14 protein-coding genes are annotated in these 15,319 nt (G+C 60.4%); 6 read left to right on the plus strand and 8 right to left on the minus strand.

The window, feature by feature from the left end:
• Nucleotides 1-132: 132 nt before the first annotated feature.
• On the plus strand, nucleotides 133-2,145 hold the full coding sequence (locus HMPREF2604_RS10535; protein WP_070565325.1) for a fructose-specific PTS transporter subunit EIIC: 2,013 nt from the start codon (nucleotides 133-135) through the stop codon (nucleotides 2,143-2,145).
• Here the strand turns inward: HMPREF2604_RS10535 and HMPREF2604_RS10540 are convergent.
• From HMPREF2604_RS10540 to HMPREF2604_RS10570, 7 genes are read right to left on the minus strand one after another with little or no spacing between them, the layout of a single operon-like run.
• Complete coding sequence (locus HMPREF2604_RS10540) at nucleotides 2,142-2,567, minus strand: metal-sulfur cluster assembly factor (RefSeq protein ID WP_070524254.1); 426 nt, start codon at nucleotides 2,565-2,567, stop codon at nucleotides 2,142-2,144. The genes HMPREF2604_RS10535 and HMPREF2604_RS10540 overlap by 4 nt on opposite strands.
• Nucleotides 2,568-3,017, minus strand: coding sequence for a Fe-S cluster assembly sulfur transfer protein SufU (gene sufU / locus HMPREF2604_RS10545; RefSeq protein WP_070565326.1), 450 nt, complete (start codon nucleotides 3,015-3,017; stop codon nucleotides 2,568-2,570).
• Entirely contained in the window at nucleotides 3,014-4,261 is a 1,248-nt protein-coding gene (locus HMPREF2604_RS10550) for a cysteine desulfurase (RefSeq protein ID WP_070524256.1), read from the minus strand. Before HMPREF2604_RS10550 ends, sufU begins: the two co-directional genes overlap by 4 nt.
• Nucleotides 4,262-4,320: 59 nt before the next feature.
• Nucleotides 4,321-5,079 carry a Fe-S cluster assembly ATPase SufC gene (gene sufC, locus HMPREF2604_RS10555; RefSeq protein ID WP_070524257.1) on the minus strand — a complete coding sequence of 253 codons (759 nt, stop codon included), beginning with the start codon at nucleotides 5,077-5,079 and terminating at the stop codon, nucleotides 4,321-4,323.
• A 27-nt stretch (nucleotides 5,080-5,106) separates the two neighbouring features.
• A complete protein-coding gene (sufD, locus tag HMPREF2604_RS10560; protein ID WP_070565328.1) occupies nucleotides 5,107-6,297 on the minus strand; it encodes a Fe-S cluster assembly protein SufD in 1,191 nt (396 codons plus the stop codon).
• Nucleotides 6,298-7,743, minus strand: coding sequence for a Fe-S cluster assembly protein SufB (sufB, locus tag HMPREF2604_RS10565; RefSeq protein WP_070524260.1), 1,446 nt, complete (start codon nucleotides 7,741-7,743; stop codon nucleotides 6,298-6,300). It abuts the gene before it with no gap.
• 22 nt (nucleotides 7,744-7,765) lie between these two features.
• The gene (locus HMPREF2604_RS10570) at nucleotides 7,766-8,416 is read right to left on the minus strand and encodes a helix-turn-helix transcriptional regulator (protein ID WP_246818424.1); all 651 of its coding nucleotides are present in this window, start codon (nucleotides 8,414-8,416) and stop codon (nucleotides 7,766-7,768) included.
• A gap of 198 nt (nucleotides 8,417-8,614) precedes the next feature.
• Between HMPREF2604_RS10570 and mptB the strand changes: the two genes are divergently transcribed.
• The 5 genes from mptB (at nucleotide 8,615) to HMPREF2604_RS10595 (ending at nucleotide 14,271) form a co-directional block, all read left to right on the plus strand.
• Entirely contained in the window at nucleotides 8,615-10,378 is a 1,764-nt protein-coding gene (gene mptB / locus HMPREF2604_RS10575; protein ID WP_070565332.1) for a polyprenol phosphomannose-dependent alpha 1,6 mannosyltransferase MptB, read from the plus strand.
• Between the two features lie 6 nt (nucleotides 10,379-10,384).
• Nucleotides 10,385-11,299 carry an ABC transporter ATP-binding protein gene (locus tag HMPREF2604_RS10580; protein WP_070565334.1) on the plus strand — a complete coding sequence of 305 codons (915 nt, stop codon included), beginning with the start codon at nucleotides 10,385-10,387 and terminating at the stop codon, nucleotides 11,297-11,299.
• Nucleotides 11,300-11,344: 45 nt separating this feature from the next.
• Nucleotides 11,345-12,106: an ABC transporter permease gene (locus tag HMPREF2604_RS10585; RefSeq protein WP_070565336.1), complete on the plus strand. Its 762-nt coding sequence runs from the start codon at nucleotides 11,345-11,347 to the stop codon at nucleotides 12,104-12,106.
• Nucleotides 12,107-12,188: 82 nt separating this feature from the next.
• Complete coding sequence (locus HMPREF2604_RS10590; protein WP_070565338.1) at nucleotides 12,189-13,199, plus strand: COX15/CtaA family protein; 1,011 nt, start codon at nucleotides 12,189-12,191, stop codon at nucleotides 13,197-13,199.
• A 103-nt stretch (nucleotides 13,200-13,302) separates the two neighbouring features.
• On the plus strand, nucleotides 13,303-14,271 hold the full coding sequence (locus tag HMPREF2604_RS10595) for a quinone oxidoreductase family protein (protein ID WP_070444867.1): 969 nt from the start codon (nucleotides 13,303-13,305) through the stop codon (nucleotides 14,269-14,271).
• A 71-nt stretch (nucleotides 14,272-14,342) separates the two neighbouring features.
• Here HMPREF2604_RS10595 and HMPREF2604_RS10600 read toward each other — a convergent pair whose 3' ends face one another.
• Nucleotides 14,343-15,287 (minus strand): heme o synthase, encoded by a 945-nt coding sequence (locus HMPREF2604_RS10600; protein WP_010186753.1) that lies wholly within the window; start codon nucleotides 15,285-15,287, stop codon nucleotides 14,343-14,345.
• Nucleotides 15,288-15,319: the final 32 nt, after the last annotated feature.

The raw sequence follows: 15,319 nt of genomic DNA on the forward strand, positions 1-15,319 counted from the left end.
AAACCCGAACCAGCGGCAGGGCGCTGATCGACGTAAAGCTAACGGTACGGAGGATAAGTCATCTGGAAATTCGTGGCCCGGATTCGGCGCGCTTGACCTATACAAGATGAAAGATGTGCCTACATTGACATCATGAGTACATCAGCCACATCGAAACCGCCATTAATCCTCGCGATTACCGCCTGCCCAACTGGTATTGCGCATACCTACATGGCGGCAGAAAACCTCGAGGCCGCTGCCGCGGAACTTGGTTACCGGATCAAAGTTGAGACCCACGGCTCAATCGGTGTCGAAGGCACCTTTAGCGCTAAGGACATCGAAGAAGCCGATGCCATCGTAATTGGCGCCGACACTGTGATTGCCAAGGATCGTTTCCGCGGCAAGCGCTTGGCAGCAACGGGCGTCGATGAAGCTATTAAGCACCCAAAGGAGCTCCTCCGCCGTTCGCTGTCCGCGTCGAAATGGGAAGAAAAGTTTTCTGCCGAAGAGCCGAAGGGATCTCAGCGCGAGGACAGCTCCGGCAGTGCCCATGGCGCGCGCGCCGTGGGACAGACCCTCTATAAAGCGCTGATGAACGGCGTATCCCACATGATCCCGTTCGTGGTGACCGGCGGTCTCCTCATCGCAGTAGCACTGTCAATTGGAGGAACCCCGACGCCCGAAGGCTTGGCAATTCCCGAGGATTCCTTCTGGAATACGCTGAACGAGCTGGGTGGTTTGGCCTTTTCACTCATGGTGCCGATTCTTTCCGGCTATATCGCAGTGGGCATTGCGGACCGTCCTGGGTTGGCGCCTGGTCTGATTACTGGCCTCATCGCTACGACTGGATCACTCTACGGATCTGAAGCAGGTGCCGGGTTCTTGGGAGGTATCGTCACCGGCATCCTGTCCGGCTATGTGGCGCTCGGGATCAAGAAGATTCCGGTGAACAAATACATCGCCCCGATTTGGCCGATCATCGTTATCCCGATTTTCACCACCCTCATTGTGGGTCTTATCTTCATTTACCTGGTCGGCGCACCGATAGCTGGCGCATTTGAAGCCATGACCGAGTACCTCGCAGGAATGCAAGGCTCCTCTGTCGTTGTGCTTGGCCTCGTTATCGGCGCGATGATCGCGTTTGACATGGGCGGCCCCTTCAACAAGACAGCGTTCCTCTTTGGTGGAGGCATGATTGCCGCTGGTAATGCAGCCCCTATGGGAATGGCCGCTACCGCTATCGCTGTACCGCCATTGGCGGTAGGCGCTGCCACCCTTGCCCGCCGTGCCTGGTTTAATAAGGCCGAAAAAGACGCCGGTATCGCCGCGCTTTTCATGGGGCTATTCGGCATTACGGAAGGCGCAATTCCCCTTGCCGCTGCACGCCCTCTGCAGGTCATTCCGGCGAACGTCATCGGCGGTGCGGTTGCCGGTGGCCTAGCAGGCGCATTCGGAGTTAAAGACCATGTCATGCACGGCGGCCCCATCGTCGCAGTGCTCGGTGCTGTCGACAACGTCGTGGGCTTCTTCGTGGCATTGCTTATTGGCGTTGTCGTCTGTGCATCAGTCATGCTCCTCTTAATCGCACTTACTCAGCATAAGAAAACGACAGAGAAGAATGAGAGCAAGAGCGACCAGGGCGCTGCGGACAAAGCTTCAGCAAACGCGGCGGAAAGCTCGCATCTGGGACAACCACTGCTGTCTATCGAAACGGTGAGCCTCGACCACAGTCTGGGCAGTACTCGCGACGAAACCATCGAAGCACTAGTGCGGCTAGTTTCTCCTCGCCTTGCTGATCCTTCTGCGGTGCTCACAGCGGCTCTTGAGCGCGAGACGAAGCACTCTACCGGCGTGGGCCATGGCGTGGCGATCCCGCACGCCCGTTCAGCTGGCGTGAAGGTTCCTACCTTGGCTTTTGCACGTCTATCCGAAGCAATCACGTGGGCACAGGGTGAGGAGCCCACAACGATGGTGTTCCTCATTGCCGTGCCAGACGACGCCGGCAAGCAACACCTCAAACTGCTTTCCAAGCTGGCACGGGCAATCATGAAGGAGGACTTCCGCGTTCGCCTTCAGTCCGCTACAACCCAAGAAGAAGCCGTCGATATCATCTCCTCGGCGCTGGATCCGGCGTCCTTGCCCACTGTGGGGCAGCGAAACGATTAGACCGCGAAGCCGAGGGCCTGGAGCATCTCGCGGCCCTCTTCGGTGATCATGTTCGGGCCCCACGGCGGCATCCACACCCAGTTGAGCTGGACGGCGTCGGCAAGCTTGTTGCCCACCACGACGTCGTCGATCTGCTCACCAATGACGTCAGTCAGCGGGCACGCCGGGGACGTCAGCGTCATGTTGATGACGCAGGTGTTCTTACCGTCAATGTCCTCGAGCCAGAGGTCGTAGACCAGGCCCAAGTCAACAACGTTGATGCCCAGCTCCGGATCGATGACGTCCCGGAGGTATTCGGTGATGTCGAATGCCTTGGCAATCTGCTCTTCGGTCTGTTCAGGCTTTACTCCGCCGCCGGCGAAGGAGGCGTTCTCGTCCTGATACGGGTCGGTCGGCTGGCTATCGTTAGTGGTATCCGCCATCTACTTCTCCGATTCAGTCAGCGCCTGCGCGGTGGCAGCCTGGAAGGCCTTCCACCCCAGCAGCGCGCACTTAACACGGGCAGGGAACTTGGCCACGCCGGCAAAAGCGACGCCATCCCCAATGATCTCGTCGTCTCCCTCAATTTCGCCGCGGGAAGTCACCATGCGGTCAAACTCCTCGAGCTTGGCGTTGGCCTCCTCCAACGGGATGCCTACGATTTCTTCCGCCATGACGGAGGTCGAAGCCTGCGAGATGGAGCAGCCTTCAGCGTCGTAGGACACGTCCTCCACAGTTTTGCCGTCGGCCGACAGCTTCACGCGCAGCGTGATCTCATCGCCGCACGAGGGGTTAACGTGGTGAACCTCAGCCTGGCCATCGCGCAGGCCGGAGAATTTCGGGTTCTTATAGTGGTCCAGGATCACATCCTGGTACATGGAATCTAGGTTCATTCGCTCACTCCAAAGAAAGCACGGGCAGCCCGCACCGCCTCTACGAGGGCGTCGACCTCGTCCTCAGTGTTGTACAGGTAAAAGCTAGCGCGTGCGGTCGAATTAGCCTTGCACGCGCGGTGCAGTGGCCACGCGCAGTGGTGACCAGTTCGGATGGACACTCCATGAGCATCAAGCACCTGGCCCAAATCATGCGGGTGGATGCCCTCCACGATGAAGGAGACCGCTCCCCCGCGATCCTCGGTGTTTTTGGGGCCGATGATGCGTAGACCAGGAATCTCGGAAAGCTTGTCCAAAGCCAATGCGGTGAGCTTCTGCTCGTGGGCGTGGATGGCCTCCATGCCCACTTCGCTCAAAAACTTCACCGCGGCCCCCAGACCAACGACCTGGCTGGTCATCTGAGTTCCGGCCTCGAAGCGAGTCGGCGGCTCGGCAAAGGTCGAGCCCTCCATCTTGACCACCTCGATCATGGAACCGCCAGTAAGGAAGGGCGGCAGCTGTGCCAGCAGCTCCGCCTTGCCGTAGAGCACACCGACGCCGGTTGGGCCGCACATCTTGTGCCCAGAGAACGCAGCGAAGTCCACGTCGAGAGCGTGGAAGTCCACCGGCATGTGCGGAACGGACTGGCATGCGTCCAGAACCACCATCGCGCCTACAGCGCGGGCACGGCGCACCAGTTCCTCGACGGGGGCCACGGCTCCCGTCACGTTGGACTGGTGGGTAAAAGCCACGACCTTGACGGAGTCATCGAGCTCGAGCGAATCAAGATCAATGCGGCCGTCCTCAGTCATGGAGTACCACTTCAGCGTCGCGCCAGTGCGCTGGCACAGCTCCTGCCATGGCACCAAGTTCGCATGGTGCTCCAATTCGGTGACGACGACGGTATCGCCCTCGCCGACATAAAGCTGACCCGCGCGCTCATCGCTAAGCACGTAGGCGACTTCATTCAACGCCTCAGTGGCGTTCTTGGTGAAGGAAATCTCATCGCGGTCCGCGCCAACGAAAGCGGCAATGGCCTGGCGGGCGGACTCATACGCGTCATCGGCTTCCTCCGCCAACTGGTAGGAGCCGCGGTGCACCGGCGCATTGGTGCCGAGTACGAACTCCTCCTCAGCCTTCCACACCGGGAGGGGACGTTGCGAGGTCGCACCCGAATCCAGGTACACCAGTGGCTTACCGTCGCGCACGGTGCGCGAGAGGATGGGGAATTGCTCCCTGATCGCATTAACGTCTAGTTCAGACATAGGTCCTTGTGCTCGGTTCTTTATCGATTGCGTACGTGGTGTGTGCAGCCTGATGAGTTCTACTTGAGGAACTGCTCGTAGCCGTCCGCCTCAAGCTGATCAGCCAGCTCGGCGCCACCGGTCTTGATGACGTGTCCGTCTGCGAAGACGTGGACAAAGTCTGGGACGACGTAGTTGAGGATGCGCTTGTAGTGCGTGATGAGGAGGATGCCGCCCTTGGTTTCTTCCTGGTAGCGGTTAATCCCCTCGGAAACCACGCGGAGGGCGTCGACGTCCAGGCCGGAGTCGGTCTCATCCATGACTGCGAACTTCGGCTTGAGGATGTCCAGCTGCATGACCTCGTGGCGCTTCTTCTCACCGCCGGAAAAACCTTCGTTCACGGAACGGTGGGCGAAGGACTTGTCGATGGAGAGCTTCTCACGAGCTTCCGTGAGCTCCTTGTTCCACTCGCGCAGCTTCGGGGCCTCGCCACGAATAGCGGTCACGGCAGAGCGCATGAACTGCGACATCTTCACGCCCGGCACCTCGGTCGGGTACTGCATGGCGAGGAAGAGGCCAGCGCGGGCGCGCTCATCAACTTCCATCTCGAGGATGTTTTCGCCGTCGAGGAGCACCTCGCCCTCAGTAACCTCGTACTTGGGGTGGCCGGCAATGACGTAGGACAGGGTGGACTTGCCGGAGCCATTGGGCCCCATGACGGCATGGGTCTCACCGGAGTTGATGGTCAGGTTGACGCCCTTGAGGATCTCCTTCGGCTCGCCGTCCTCCTCGTTGGGGAGCACCTGCGCGTGGAGATTCTTAATTTCCAGAGTAGACATTGAGTTGGTACCTGCTTTCGGGGAGTTTTAAGCGTTGATCTTGGCGAGCTCGTCGACGACGCGGGATTCCAGTTCCTCGCGCAGGGACTCGACCGGGATGCGTGAGATGACTTCGGAGAAGAAGCCGCGGATGATGAGGCGGCGTGCCTCGGCGGCCGGAATGCCGCGGGACATGAGGTAGAACAGCTCGAGGTCATCGAAGCGGCCCACAGTTGCGGCATGGCCGGCGCCGACGATCTCACCGGTCTGGATCTCCAGGTTCGGGATGGCGTCTGCACGTGCGCCCTCGGTGAGAATCAGGTTGTTGTTCGTCTCATAGGTGTCCGTGTTGTTCGCGTTCTTGCGGATGAGCACGTCACCGACCCAGCAGGTGCGGGCCTCCGGGGTGCGGGAAGCGGAGCCAGCCTCGGCCTTCTGCGCGGACGTAGCGCCCTGCAGCGCGCCCTTGTAGAAAACGCGGGAGCGGCAGTTCGGCACATCGTGGTCCACCAGCAGACGGTTCTCAAAGTACTGGCCGGCATCGGCGAAGTAGACGCCCAGCAGTTCGGCATCGCCGCCCGGGGCGTCGAAAACCACGCGTGGAACGAGGCGCACAATCTCGCCGCCGAAGATGGCAGTGTTGTGGCGCAGGACGGCGTCGCGGCCCACCTTCGCGATCTGGTGGGACAGGTGGACGGCGTCATCTTCCCAATCAGCGTCAACGACGACGGTGACGTGGGCGCCGTCGCCCAACACGAATTCAACATTGTCCGCGTGGGTGCCGGAGCCGACGTACTTCAGCACGATGGTGGCTTCGGCGTGGTGTCCCACGTGGATGGAGGTCGCACCAAAGGAGGTCACGCCCTCACCAGCACCGGTAATGGTGATCTCCACCGGCTGGTCCAACTGTGCCTCAGCGTCCACAGTGACAACCTGTGCTTCCGGCATGGAAGTCCAGGCCTGTGCGGCAACACGGTCAGCAGGGGCGCCAGCGGTGCCCAAGCGCTCGTCGTCAGGCGCGACGGTTTCGGAGGTTACGCCTTCCGGAGCGGTGACGTCGATCTTCTGTGCGGTCGCCGGCGCAAACTCACCGTTGTGCAGGCCCCGCAGGTTACGCAGGGCGATAAAGCGCCACACCTCATCGCGGCCATGCGGGACCGGGAAGTCCTCCACATTGAATGACGTGAACTGGTCACCCTTGGTGACGTCAGCAGGATTAAATTCGTTGGAAGCTACCATTTAGCCCACCGATCCTTCCATCTGCAGCTCGATAAGACGGTTGAGCTCCAATGCGTATTCCATGGGGAGCTCCTTTGCAATCGGCTCAACGAAGCCGCGCACGATCATCGCCATGGCCTCTTCCTCGGCGATACCGCGGGACATGAGGTAGAACAACTGCTCCTCGGAGACCTGCGAGACGGTCGCCTCGTGGCCCAAGGTGACGTGGTCGTTACGGATATCGTTGTACGGATACGTATCCGAACGCGAGTTATTGTCCACCAGCAGCGCATCACACTCGACGTTGGCCGTGGAGTTGGCAGCGTTGGCGTTGACCTGCACCAAACCACGGTAAGCGGCGCGGCCACCATTGCGGGCCACCGATTTGGACACAATGTTGGAGGAGGTGTTCGGCGCCATGTGGACCATCTTGGAGCCGGTGTCCTGCACCTGGTTGTCCGCAGCGAAAGCCAGGGACAGAACCTCGCCCTTAGCGTGCTCGCCGGTCAGCCAGCAGGAGGGGTACTTCATGGTGACCTTGGAACCGATGTTGCCATCGACCCATTCCATGGTGCCGCCCTCTTCCACCTTGGCGCGCTGGGTCACCAAGTTATAGACGTTGGTGGACCAGTTCTGAATGGTGGTATAACGGCAGCGGCCGCCCTTCTTCACGACGATCTCGATGACACCGGTGTGCAGTGAGTCCGAGTTGTAGATCGGAGCGGTGCAGCCCTCGATGTAGTGGACGTAGGCGTCCTCTTCCACGATGATGAGGGTGCGCTCGAACTGGCCCATGTTCTCCGTGTTGATGCGGAAGTAAGCCTGCAACGGGATGTCCACGTGGACGCCCTTCGGCACATAGACGAAGGAGCCACCAGACCAGCAGGCATTGTTCAGTGCGGAGAACTTATTGTCACCGGCCGGGATGACCGTGCCGAAGTACTCCTGGAGGATCTCCGGGTACTCGCGCACAGCAGTATCGGTATCGACGAAGATAACGCCCTGGGCTTCGAGGTCCTCACGAATCTTGTGGTAGACCACCTCGGACTCGTACTGGGCGGCAACACCGGAGACTAGACGCTTCTTCTCGGCATCCGGGATACCCAGCTTGTCGTAGGTCTCCTTAATATCTGACGGCAGGTCATCCCAGGTTTGGGCCTGCTTCTCAGTGGAGCGGACAAAGTACTTAATGTTGTCAAAGTCGATGTCGGAGAGATCCGGGCCCCACGTAGGCACCGGCTTCTTGTTGAAAACGCGCAGTGCCTTGAGTCGGGACTCAAGCATCCATTCCGGCTCGTTCTTCTTCTCCGAGATATCGCGGACGACGTCTTCGCTCAAACCTCGGTGTGCTGCCTGGCCGGCCGCGTCCGAATCGTGCCAGCCGTAGTCATATCCACCGATGGAGGAGATGATCTCATCATCGCTCATCTTGGTCTCAAGCCCTGGTGCTGGTTGTGCCTGTGTCAAAGCCCGCTCCTTTCTATGTTGATTAGTCTTTTTCCCGTTCCACCGCAGTCGGCGGGACAGGTTTTAAGGGGATATTCGTGGTGCAGATTCCGTGGCCATCCGCGATGGAGGCCAAGGGCTGCACATGTTTGCCTAATAGCGCGGAGAAAACTTCTTGTTCAGCTTCACACAACTCCGGATGCTCAGCAGCCACATGGGCCACCGGGCAATGGTGCTGGCAAATCTGCACTCCATTTCCCACCGATGTCACCGTGGCCGCGTAGCCGTGTGCATCAAGCACAGCGGCCAGCTGGCGTGCCACCTCAGGTACGGATTCTTCCTCCTCTACCAAAGGAGTCACGTCTTCCACGAGCCGCTCGAAGCGGGCCTTGGCAAAGCGCCGGACCGCCTCGGGCCCTCCCGCTTCGCGCAACGCGGTGAGTGCTTCCGCCGCCAGTTGGTCATAGGCATGCCCGAATTGGGCACGGCCTTGATCCGTGAGGCGGAAGTGCTTGGCGGGGCGACCACGGCCTGCCGACTGCCCGGGGCGGGCTGCTGGGCGGCGGTGTACAACCTCGGTGAGTCCTTCCTCCACCAAAATGTCTAAGTGCCGGCGTATGCCGGCTGCAGAGAGACCTAGGCGTTCACCTAAGTACGACGCCGTCACCGGGCCGTCCTTGAGAAGCAACAACATGACGTGGCGGCGAGTATCGCCCTCGGTTGAGCGAGTCTCCCTGGGTAACTCCTTCGTCACGGTGCACACCTCCTTGAGTGAATCATTCCCTGTTTAGACAACACTAGTGTTCCTTAATTCATTCCCAATTTCCACTCTTTCATTCGTGTCGCGGGCAGCTAGTTCCCGCTCACCACTGAGCCGCTAAGGTAGACAGTCATGAATATGGAACGCGACTACACCCGATCGGGGCGACTGCCCCGCGTCATCTGGGGCGTGCGCGATGAGCTTCCCCGCATGGGTGTTCCTGGTTCCCGTTCCGCGCTCCTTCACCAAGACTTCCCCGACTCCGCCGGGGGAGCAGATCACGCCGCGCTTGGCGACGCACACCGCCGCACCATCTCCCAGCTGCGTACACTGTTCACGCTTCGCTGGCTCGGCACGATCGGCGCATTGCTCATTGCACTCGGCGGCCTGGGCGCCGGCGCACTCCCAGTGGTGGGAAACCCGTATGAGTCCTTACCTTTCGGTTCACTCATGTCACGAATGCTGCAGTCCTCCTCCGCCATCGTGTTTATCGGTGTCGGTTTCATGGTGACCGCGTGGATTTGTATGGCCCCACTCGTGGGAGCACCACTGCGCCTGCGCAAGGCCGAGCACAATCCAAAGCTAACGGGCGACGGGGAAGATACGAGGTTTAGCCACTCCCCACGAGTGCTGACGCAAAGCCAGATGTGGCGAACCTGGCTGGGATGGGTACTTCCACTACTGGTCACCGCTCCCCTTTTCACCCAAGACATCTACTCCTACCTGGCCAACGGATCCATCGTGCTGCAAGGCCTCGATCCCTATTCCGCAGGCCCTGTCGAACTGCTGGGGGCCGATAACGACCTTGCCCGCTCCGTCCCTTTCATCTGGGCAAACTCCCCCTCCCCGTATGGCCCTGTGGCGTTAGGACTGGCCGCATTGGTCAGCTGGCTCACCCACGACTCCATCATCTGGGGTGTAGTCCTGCACCGAGTGTTTTCCCTCGTCGGCATTATCGCTGCTGGCTGGGCCATTTCACGTCTCGCCGCCCGCTGCCGCGTGGCCCCAGAGGGGGCACTCTGGCTCGGCATCCTCAACCCCTTAACCATCCTTCACCTGGTAGGAGGCATTCACAATGAATCCTTCATGCTAGGGCTGGCTCTCGTCGGAGTGGAATTGGGCCTTCGGGCCGTCAACGATCCCCAGGCCGCCCGCTGGCGGGTATGGGCACTGTTCATCGCGTCTGGCGTCTTCATTTCGTGCGCCGGCATGGTGAAGGTTACTGGCTTCATTGGACTTGGGTTTGTCGGTATGGCGGCTGCTCGCTGGCTCGTCGACAAGCACGGTGTGCCCGCCATCCGGGCGGTCCTTGGCGCCGGTCTTGCCCAGCTGCTTCTGCTCGCCGTCTCTATTGCGGCAGTCACGATAATCACGGGTATCGATATTGGATGGATCTTTGGTCAAGGCGGCGCGGCTACGATCCGCTCCTGGCTCTCTGCGACAACCTCCGTGGGCGTCGGCGCAGGCTTCCTCGGGATGCTGTTGGGTTTGGGCGATCACACCGAAGCCATTCTCAGCGTCACCCGTACTGTCGGCGTCATCATTGCCGCCGGTTTTATGCTCCGCATGCTGTATGCGACCTTCCGCGGAGCCATCCACCCGGTGGGCGGACTCGGTGTGTCCACCTTCGCGCTCGTGGTTTTCTTCCCCGTCGTCCAGCCCTGGTACATCCTGTGGGCGGTGCTGCCGCTCGCGGCGTGGGCAAACCGACGCTTCTTCCGTATGGCGGTAATGATTTACTCCGGGTTGATGAGCTTCATCGTCCTACCGCGCGGGCTAGGCCTGCCCCCAGGCACGGTCTTCGTTATCTACTTGGCCGCTGTGGTGACGTTCGTAGCACTGATCGCTGCGGGGTGGGTTGCGTTGCGTCGATCGGGCGTGCGTGTCTTAAACTAACTGCCCGTGACTAGATCGGCTCTCATCCTAGAAAACGTCATAAAGACCTATGGCGACGTCAACGCGGTTAATGGGCTGAGCTTCCGCGCTAATTACGGCGAGATTCTATGTCTGCTTGGCCCCAATGGTGCGGGCAAGACAACCACCATCGAGATGTGTGAGGGATTTAAGAGACCCACCTCCGGCCACATTGAGGTTCTGGGGCTTGACCCTGCACGCAACCCTGACGCGGTGCGCGCCCGCATTGGCATCATGCTGCAGGGCGGAGGTTCTTATTCCGGAATCAAGGTTAAGGAGATGCTGCAACTTAGCGCCTCCTATAACGACAATCCCTTAGACCCGGAATGGCTACTGGATACCCTAGGGCTGCGCGCGGTGGAAAAGAATAGCTACCGTCGTTTGTCGGGCGGGCAGCAACAGCGGCTTTCTCTCGCCTTGGCCATCATTGGACGTCCAGAATTGGTCTTCCTCGATGAACCCACGGCAGGTATGGACGCGCAATCGCGCCTTGCCGTGTGGGATCTCATCCGTGCGTTGCGTGCAGATGGCGTGACAGTCATCCTCACCACGCACCTCATGGATGAAGCGGAAGCACTCAGCGACCGCGTGGTCATTATTGATCACGGCCGGCTCGTCGCCAGCGGCACCGCAGCGTCGCTGACGAGTTCCGCTGATATCCCACAGGTGAGTTTTGAGACCGCGACTCCAGTGGACCTTGAGGCGCTGCGTAAGGCAGGCATCTCCGCCGACGCTACCCGCCCCCTCCACTACCGACTCACCTCTTCGGTCAGCCCGGAGGTCATCGCAGAGCTCGCCACGTTCTTAGCCGCGCACGACGTTGTCCTCCGCAACCTGCAAACCTCGCACCGTAACCTCGAAGAGGTCTTCCTAGATCTCACCGGCCGCGAGATGCGCAGTTAGCCCGCATCTGACACCTACCACTTTGTTTGATCAAGGAGAAGCTCCATGAGCACCTTCGCACCCGGCACATTCAGCCCGAATCCGCAGCGCGTTGGCGTTGCCGCCATGGCCCGTGCCCAAGGGGCAATCGAGTCAAAGCTGATGCTGCGGCACGGCGAGCAACAGCTACTGAGCATCATCATTCCGCTCGCTATCCTGATCGGCGCCGCCAAGATGCAGGACAGTACGGGCCACGGCGTAGAGGAGATCTTCCCCATGGTCCTAGCCGTCGGCGCTACATCCTCTGGGTTTACCGGCCAAGCTATTTCTCTGGCTTTCGACCGTCGCTATGGCGCGCTCAAACGAACGGGCGCATCAGGAGTTCCGGCCTGGGCCATCGTGGTGGGAAAGATCCTTGGCGTTCTTTCAATGGTGGTACTTCAGGTCCTCGTACTGGGCACAGCAGCTGCCATCCTCGGGCTGCGTATTACTGCCAGCGGTGCCGCCATCGGTGTGGTGGTGTTGGCGTTTGGTGTCGCCACATTTACAGCGCTCGGCTTGCTGCTCGGCGGGACCCTCAGTTCAGAGGCTGTCCTGGCGGTCTCCAACCTCATTTGGTTCATTCTGCTCGGTACCGTCGGCTGGGTTATGTATTCCCAGGGTCTGGGCGATAATGGGGTACTCACGCTCGTGCCCACTGTGGCGATGGCCGGTGGGCTCGACATCGCTCTTAAAGGAGCATTCCCTGTCTTTGAGATCCTCGTCCTCATCGGGTGGTCAGCGGTAGCGTCGTTTGCAGCGGTGCGTTGGTTCCGCTTCGAGGGCTAAAAGTGATTCTTCTCCCTTGCACGGCGTGACGCACATGCCGGTTTTGGTTCCGGAGCGGTGCCGAACGGTAGGCTGAGTACCCGTGAGTACTGCCAACATTTCTTCTCAACGCACCCCTGCGCCTGCTACAAATCCTGCAGGCCCCTCGCTGAAGACACAGCGCATTATCGCACTCGTCCTCTTAATCTGTCAGGCTGGCATTACAGTATCGGGTTCTATCGTCCGCGTGACCGGTTCCGGCCTTGGTTGCGTGACGTGGCCCAACTGCCACCCCGGCTCCCTCGTTCCTATCCAGGGCGCGGCCCCCATGCTGCACCAAGCCATTGAGTTCGGTAACCGGCTTTTGACCTTTGTTGTGGCGGCGGCCGCGATCGCCAGCATCGTGGTGGTCTACAAGGCGAAGCGCCGCACAGAACTCAAGGTCTATGCCTGGGCGGGGCTCGCAGGTATCTTCGTGCAGGCACTCATTGGTGCCCTGTCGGTCGTGCTGAAGCTTTCTTGGTGGAGTGTGGCAATTCACTTCCTCCCCTCTATGGCCCTGGTGTGGATTGCGGCCATGCTGTTCTCCCGCATCAACGAACCCGATGACGGAACCCCTACTCGCTTCTTCCCCGCCGCCGTGCGCACGCTCGCGGTCGTTGCTGCGGTAGCGCTCTCCATCGTGCTGCTGACCGGTACCTTTGTCACCGGCTCCGGAACACACTCCGGCGACGCTGGCGTGGGCATGGAGGGACGCCTCGGAGTCGATACCTATGGCATGGCCGTCATCCACGCTATCTGCATGTACGTCTACTTGGCGCTGACCCTCATCGTGGTCTTTCTCCTTCACCGCACTGGTGCGCCCAAGGCGGCCAGGAAGGCCGGCTGGGTACTCATTGCCTGCATCGTCATCCAATGGGCTCTTGGCGTAACGCAGTTCTACCTGCACATTCCACGCTGGACAGTCCCCTTCCACGTTGGGATGTCCTCGGTGGTTACGGCCTTCACCGCCCTACTGTGGGCGCATGGACTGCGCCGCGTCCGCACCACTGAAATTGCTTCCTCCAGCGCTACTCAATCTGGTGTCGAAAGCAGCTCCGCAACCCAACGCTAGGACAACCCGCTAGGTGCTCACAGCGCCGTCTTCCCCACCACGCTAGGAGGAAGGCGGCGCTTTTTGCTGCGCGGAGCCCTCGGCTTCGTTTAGCCTAGACACCATGCATGCTATTCAGGTGACCACGACCGGAGGGCCCGAGGTCCTCACCTACGCCGAGGTAGAATCCCCCACGCCGACGAAGGAGCAGCTGCTTGTCGACGTCTCCGTGGCCGGTGTCAACTACATCGACACCTACTACCGCGAAGGCATCTACAACGCCTCCGTGCCGTTCATCATCGGACTCGAGGGAACCGGACGCGTTGTGCACGACCCCCAGGGGGAAATCGCCCCGGGCACGATGGTGGCCTGGGATCACGCTTTCGGCTCCTATGCGGAGCAAGTCTGCGTGCCGCGCGACCGCGTGGTGGCCGTCCCCGACGAGATTCCTTCCGCCGTCGCAGGTTCCATGCTCCTCCAGGGCATGACGGCGCACTACCTCACCCACGGTGTCTATCAGCTGGGGGAAGGTGCGTCCTGCCTCATTACCGCCGGTGCGGGCGGCGTGGGCTTAATCCTCACCCAGATGGCCAAGGCCCTGGGCGCCACCGTCTATTCCGTGGTTTCCACCGATGAGAAGGAAGAGCTGGCCTACGGCGCGGGTGCAGACCACGTGTTCCGCTACAGCAGTGGCTTGGCAGAGCAGGTACGTCGTCACAATGGCGGGCGCGGCGTCGACGTGGTCTACGATGGCGTCGGCAAAGCCACCTTCGGTGAATCCCTTGAGGTTGTGCGGCCGCGCGGCACGGTAGCGCTCTTCGGCGCCGCGTCGGGCCCCGTCCCGCCGATGGACCCGCAGCTGCTGAACAAGCACGGCTCCATCTTCCTCACCCGCCCCTCGCTCGGTGCTTGGACCTCCCAGGAAGGCGAGTTCCAGATGCGCGCCCAGGCAGTGGTGCAGGCGGTCATCGATGGCGACCTCGACTTCCGCATCTCGGCGGAATATCCGCTCGCCGAAGCCGCTCAGGCCCACCGCGACCTCCAAGAGCGCAAAACCACCGGCTCCATCGTTCTGCGCGTAAGAGAAGACTAGTCCAAGGAGTAGCTCCCTGGACTAGTTCGAGATAATTGGAGGTTCGCTGATCTGGTTGGCAGGCCGCCTCGTTAGAAGAGGGCGGCCGACCAGCCCAGCATGCGACCGATGGGTTCCCAGCCCACGACGGCGTCGATAGACAGCCCAATGAAGAGGACTGAGAGATAGTTATTGGAGTAGATGAATAGGCGCATGGGCTTGACCTTTGCGCCCTTCTTCACGCCTTGGTGGAGGCGGATTGCCATCCATAAGAAGACCGCACCGGAGGCCACCGCGGCCACCAAGTAGATCCAGGAGGCTGCCGGGATAATAAGGAAGGTCACGATTACCGTGCCGATGGTGTACCACACAATCTGGCGGGTAACTTCCACCTCCCCGGCAACGACGGGCAGCATCGGCACCCCGGCCTTGCGGTAGTCCTCCTTGTATTTCATCGCCAGCGCCCACGTATGAGGCGGGGTCCAGAAGAAGATGATGAGGAACAAGACTACGGCTTGCCACCAACGGTCAGGCTCCCCCGCCGGTGCGTTATCCCGGATCACCGCCCAGCCCACCATGGCGGGCATACAGCCTGCTAGGCCACCCCAGACAATGTTCTGGGAGTTTCGCATCTTAAGGAACTTCGTGTAGACGATGACATAGAAGAAGTTAGTCAGCAGCACGAAGAACGCCGCCAGCCAGGAATGCGCCAGCACGCCCAGCCAGAAGACGGATAGTGCGAGCATGACCCAAGCAAAAATGGCGGCATTGCGACGCGAAATAGTCTTGCGCACCAGCGGCCGAGCACGAGTGCGCTGCATCTTCTGGTCAATCTCATAGTCCACGACGTTGTTGAACGTGTGGGCCGCAGCGGCACCCATCCATCCGCCAAAGATGGTGGATACGATGAGCCAGAAGTTTGAGGACACCGCCTCGAATCCACGCTGGGCCTGGAGCATAGCCGGGATTGCTGCCACGAGGAGGAGTTCAATGATCCTCGGTTTCGTTAGCGCAAAATAGGCCTTGATGGTCTCCAAGGAATAGTCCTCCGTATATCCGGCACGTGGGT

The sequence above is a fragment of the Corynebacterium sp. HMSC055A01 genome (genome assembly GCF_001809405.1).
Taxonomy (GTDB): domain Bacteria; phylum Actinomycetota; class Actinomycetes; order Mycobacteriales; family Mycobacteriaceae; genus Corynebacterium; species Corynebacterium hesseae.

What these genes read in the sequence shown, in the direction of transcription:
- HMPREF2604_RS10535 (WP_070565325.1), top strand. Translation starts at nt 133, where the DNA reads ATGAGTACATCAGCCACATCGAAACCGCCATTAATCCTCGCGATTACC.
- HMPREF2604_RS10540 (WP_070524254.1), bottom strand. Translation starts at nt 2,567, where the DNA reads ATGGCGGATACCACTAACGATAGCCAGCCGACCGACCCGTATCAGGAC.
- sufU (WP_070565326.1), bottom strand. Translation starts at nt 3,017, where the DNA reads ATGAACCTAGATTCCATGTACCAGGATGTGATCCTGGACCACTATAAG.
- HMPREF2604_RS10550 (WP_070524256.1), bottom strand. Translation starts at nt 4,261, where the DNA reads ATGTCTGAACTAGACGTTAATGCGATCAGGGAGCAATTCCCCATCCTC.
- sufC (WP_070524257.1), bottom strand. Translation starts at nt 5,079, where the DNA reads ATGTCTACTCTGGAAATTAAGAATCTCCACGCGCAGGTGCTCCCCAAC.
- sufD (WP_070565328.1), bottom strand. Translation starts at nt 6,297, where the DNA reads ATGGTAGCTTCCAACGAATTTAATCCTGCTGACGTCACCAAGGGTGAC.
- HMPREF2604_RS10570 (WP_246818424.1), bottom strand. Translation starts at nt 8,416, where the DNA reads ATGTTGTTGCTTCTCAAGGACGGCCCGGTGACGGCGTCGTACTTAGGT.
- mptB (WP_070565332.1), top strand. Translation starts at nt 8,615, where the DNA reads ATGAATATGGAACGCGACTACACCCGATCGGGGCGACTGCCCCGCGTC.
- HMPREF2604_RS10585 (WP_070565336.1), top strand. Translation starts at nt 11,345, where the DNA reads ATGAGCACCTTCGCACCCGGCACATTCAGCCCGAATCCGCAGCGCGTT.
- HMPREF2604_RS10595 (WP_070444867.1), top strand. Translation starts at nt 13,303, where the DNA reads ATGCATGCTATTCAGGTGACCACGACCGGAGGGCCCGAGGTCCTCACC.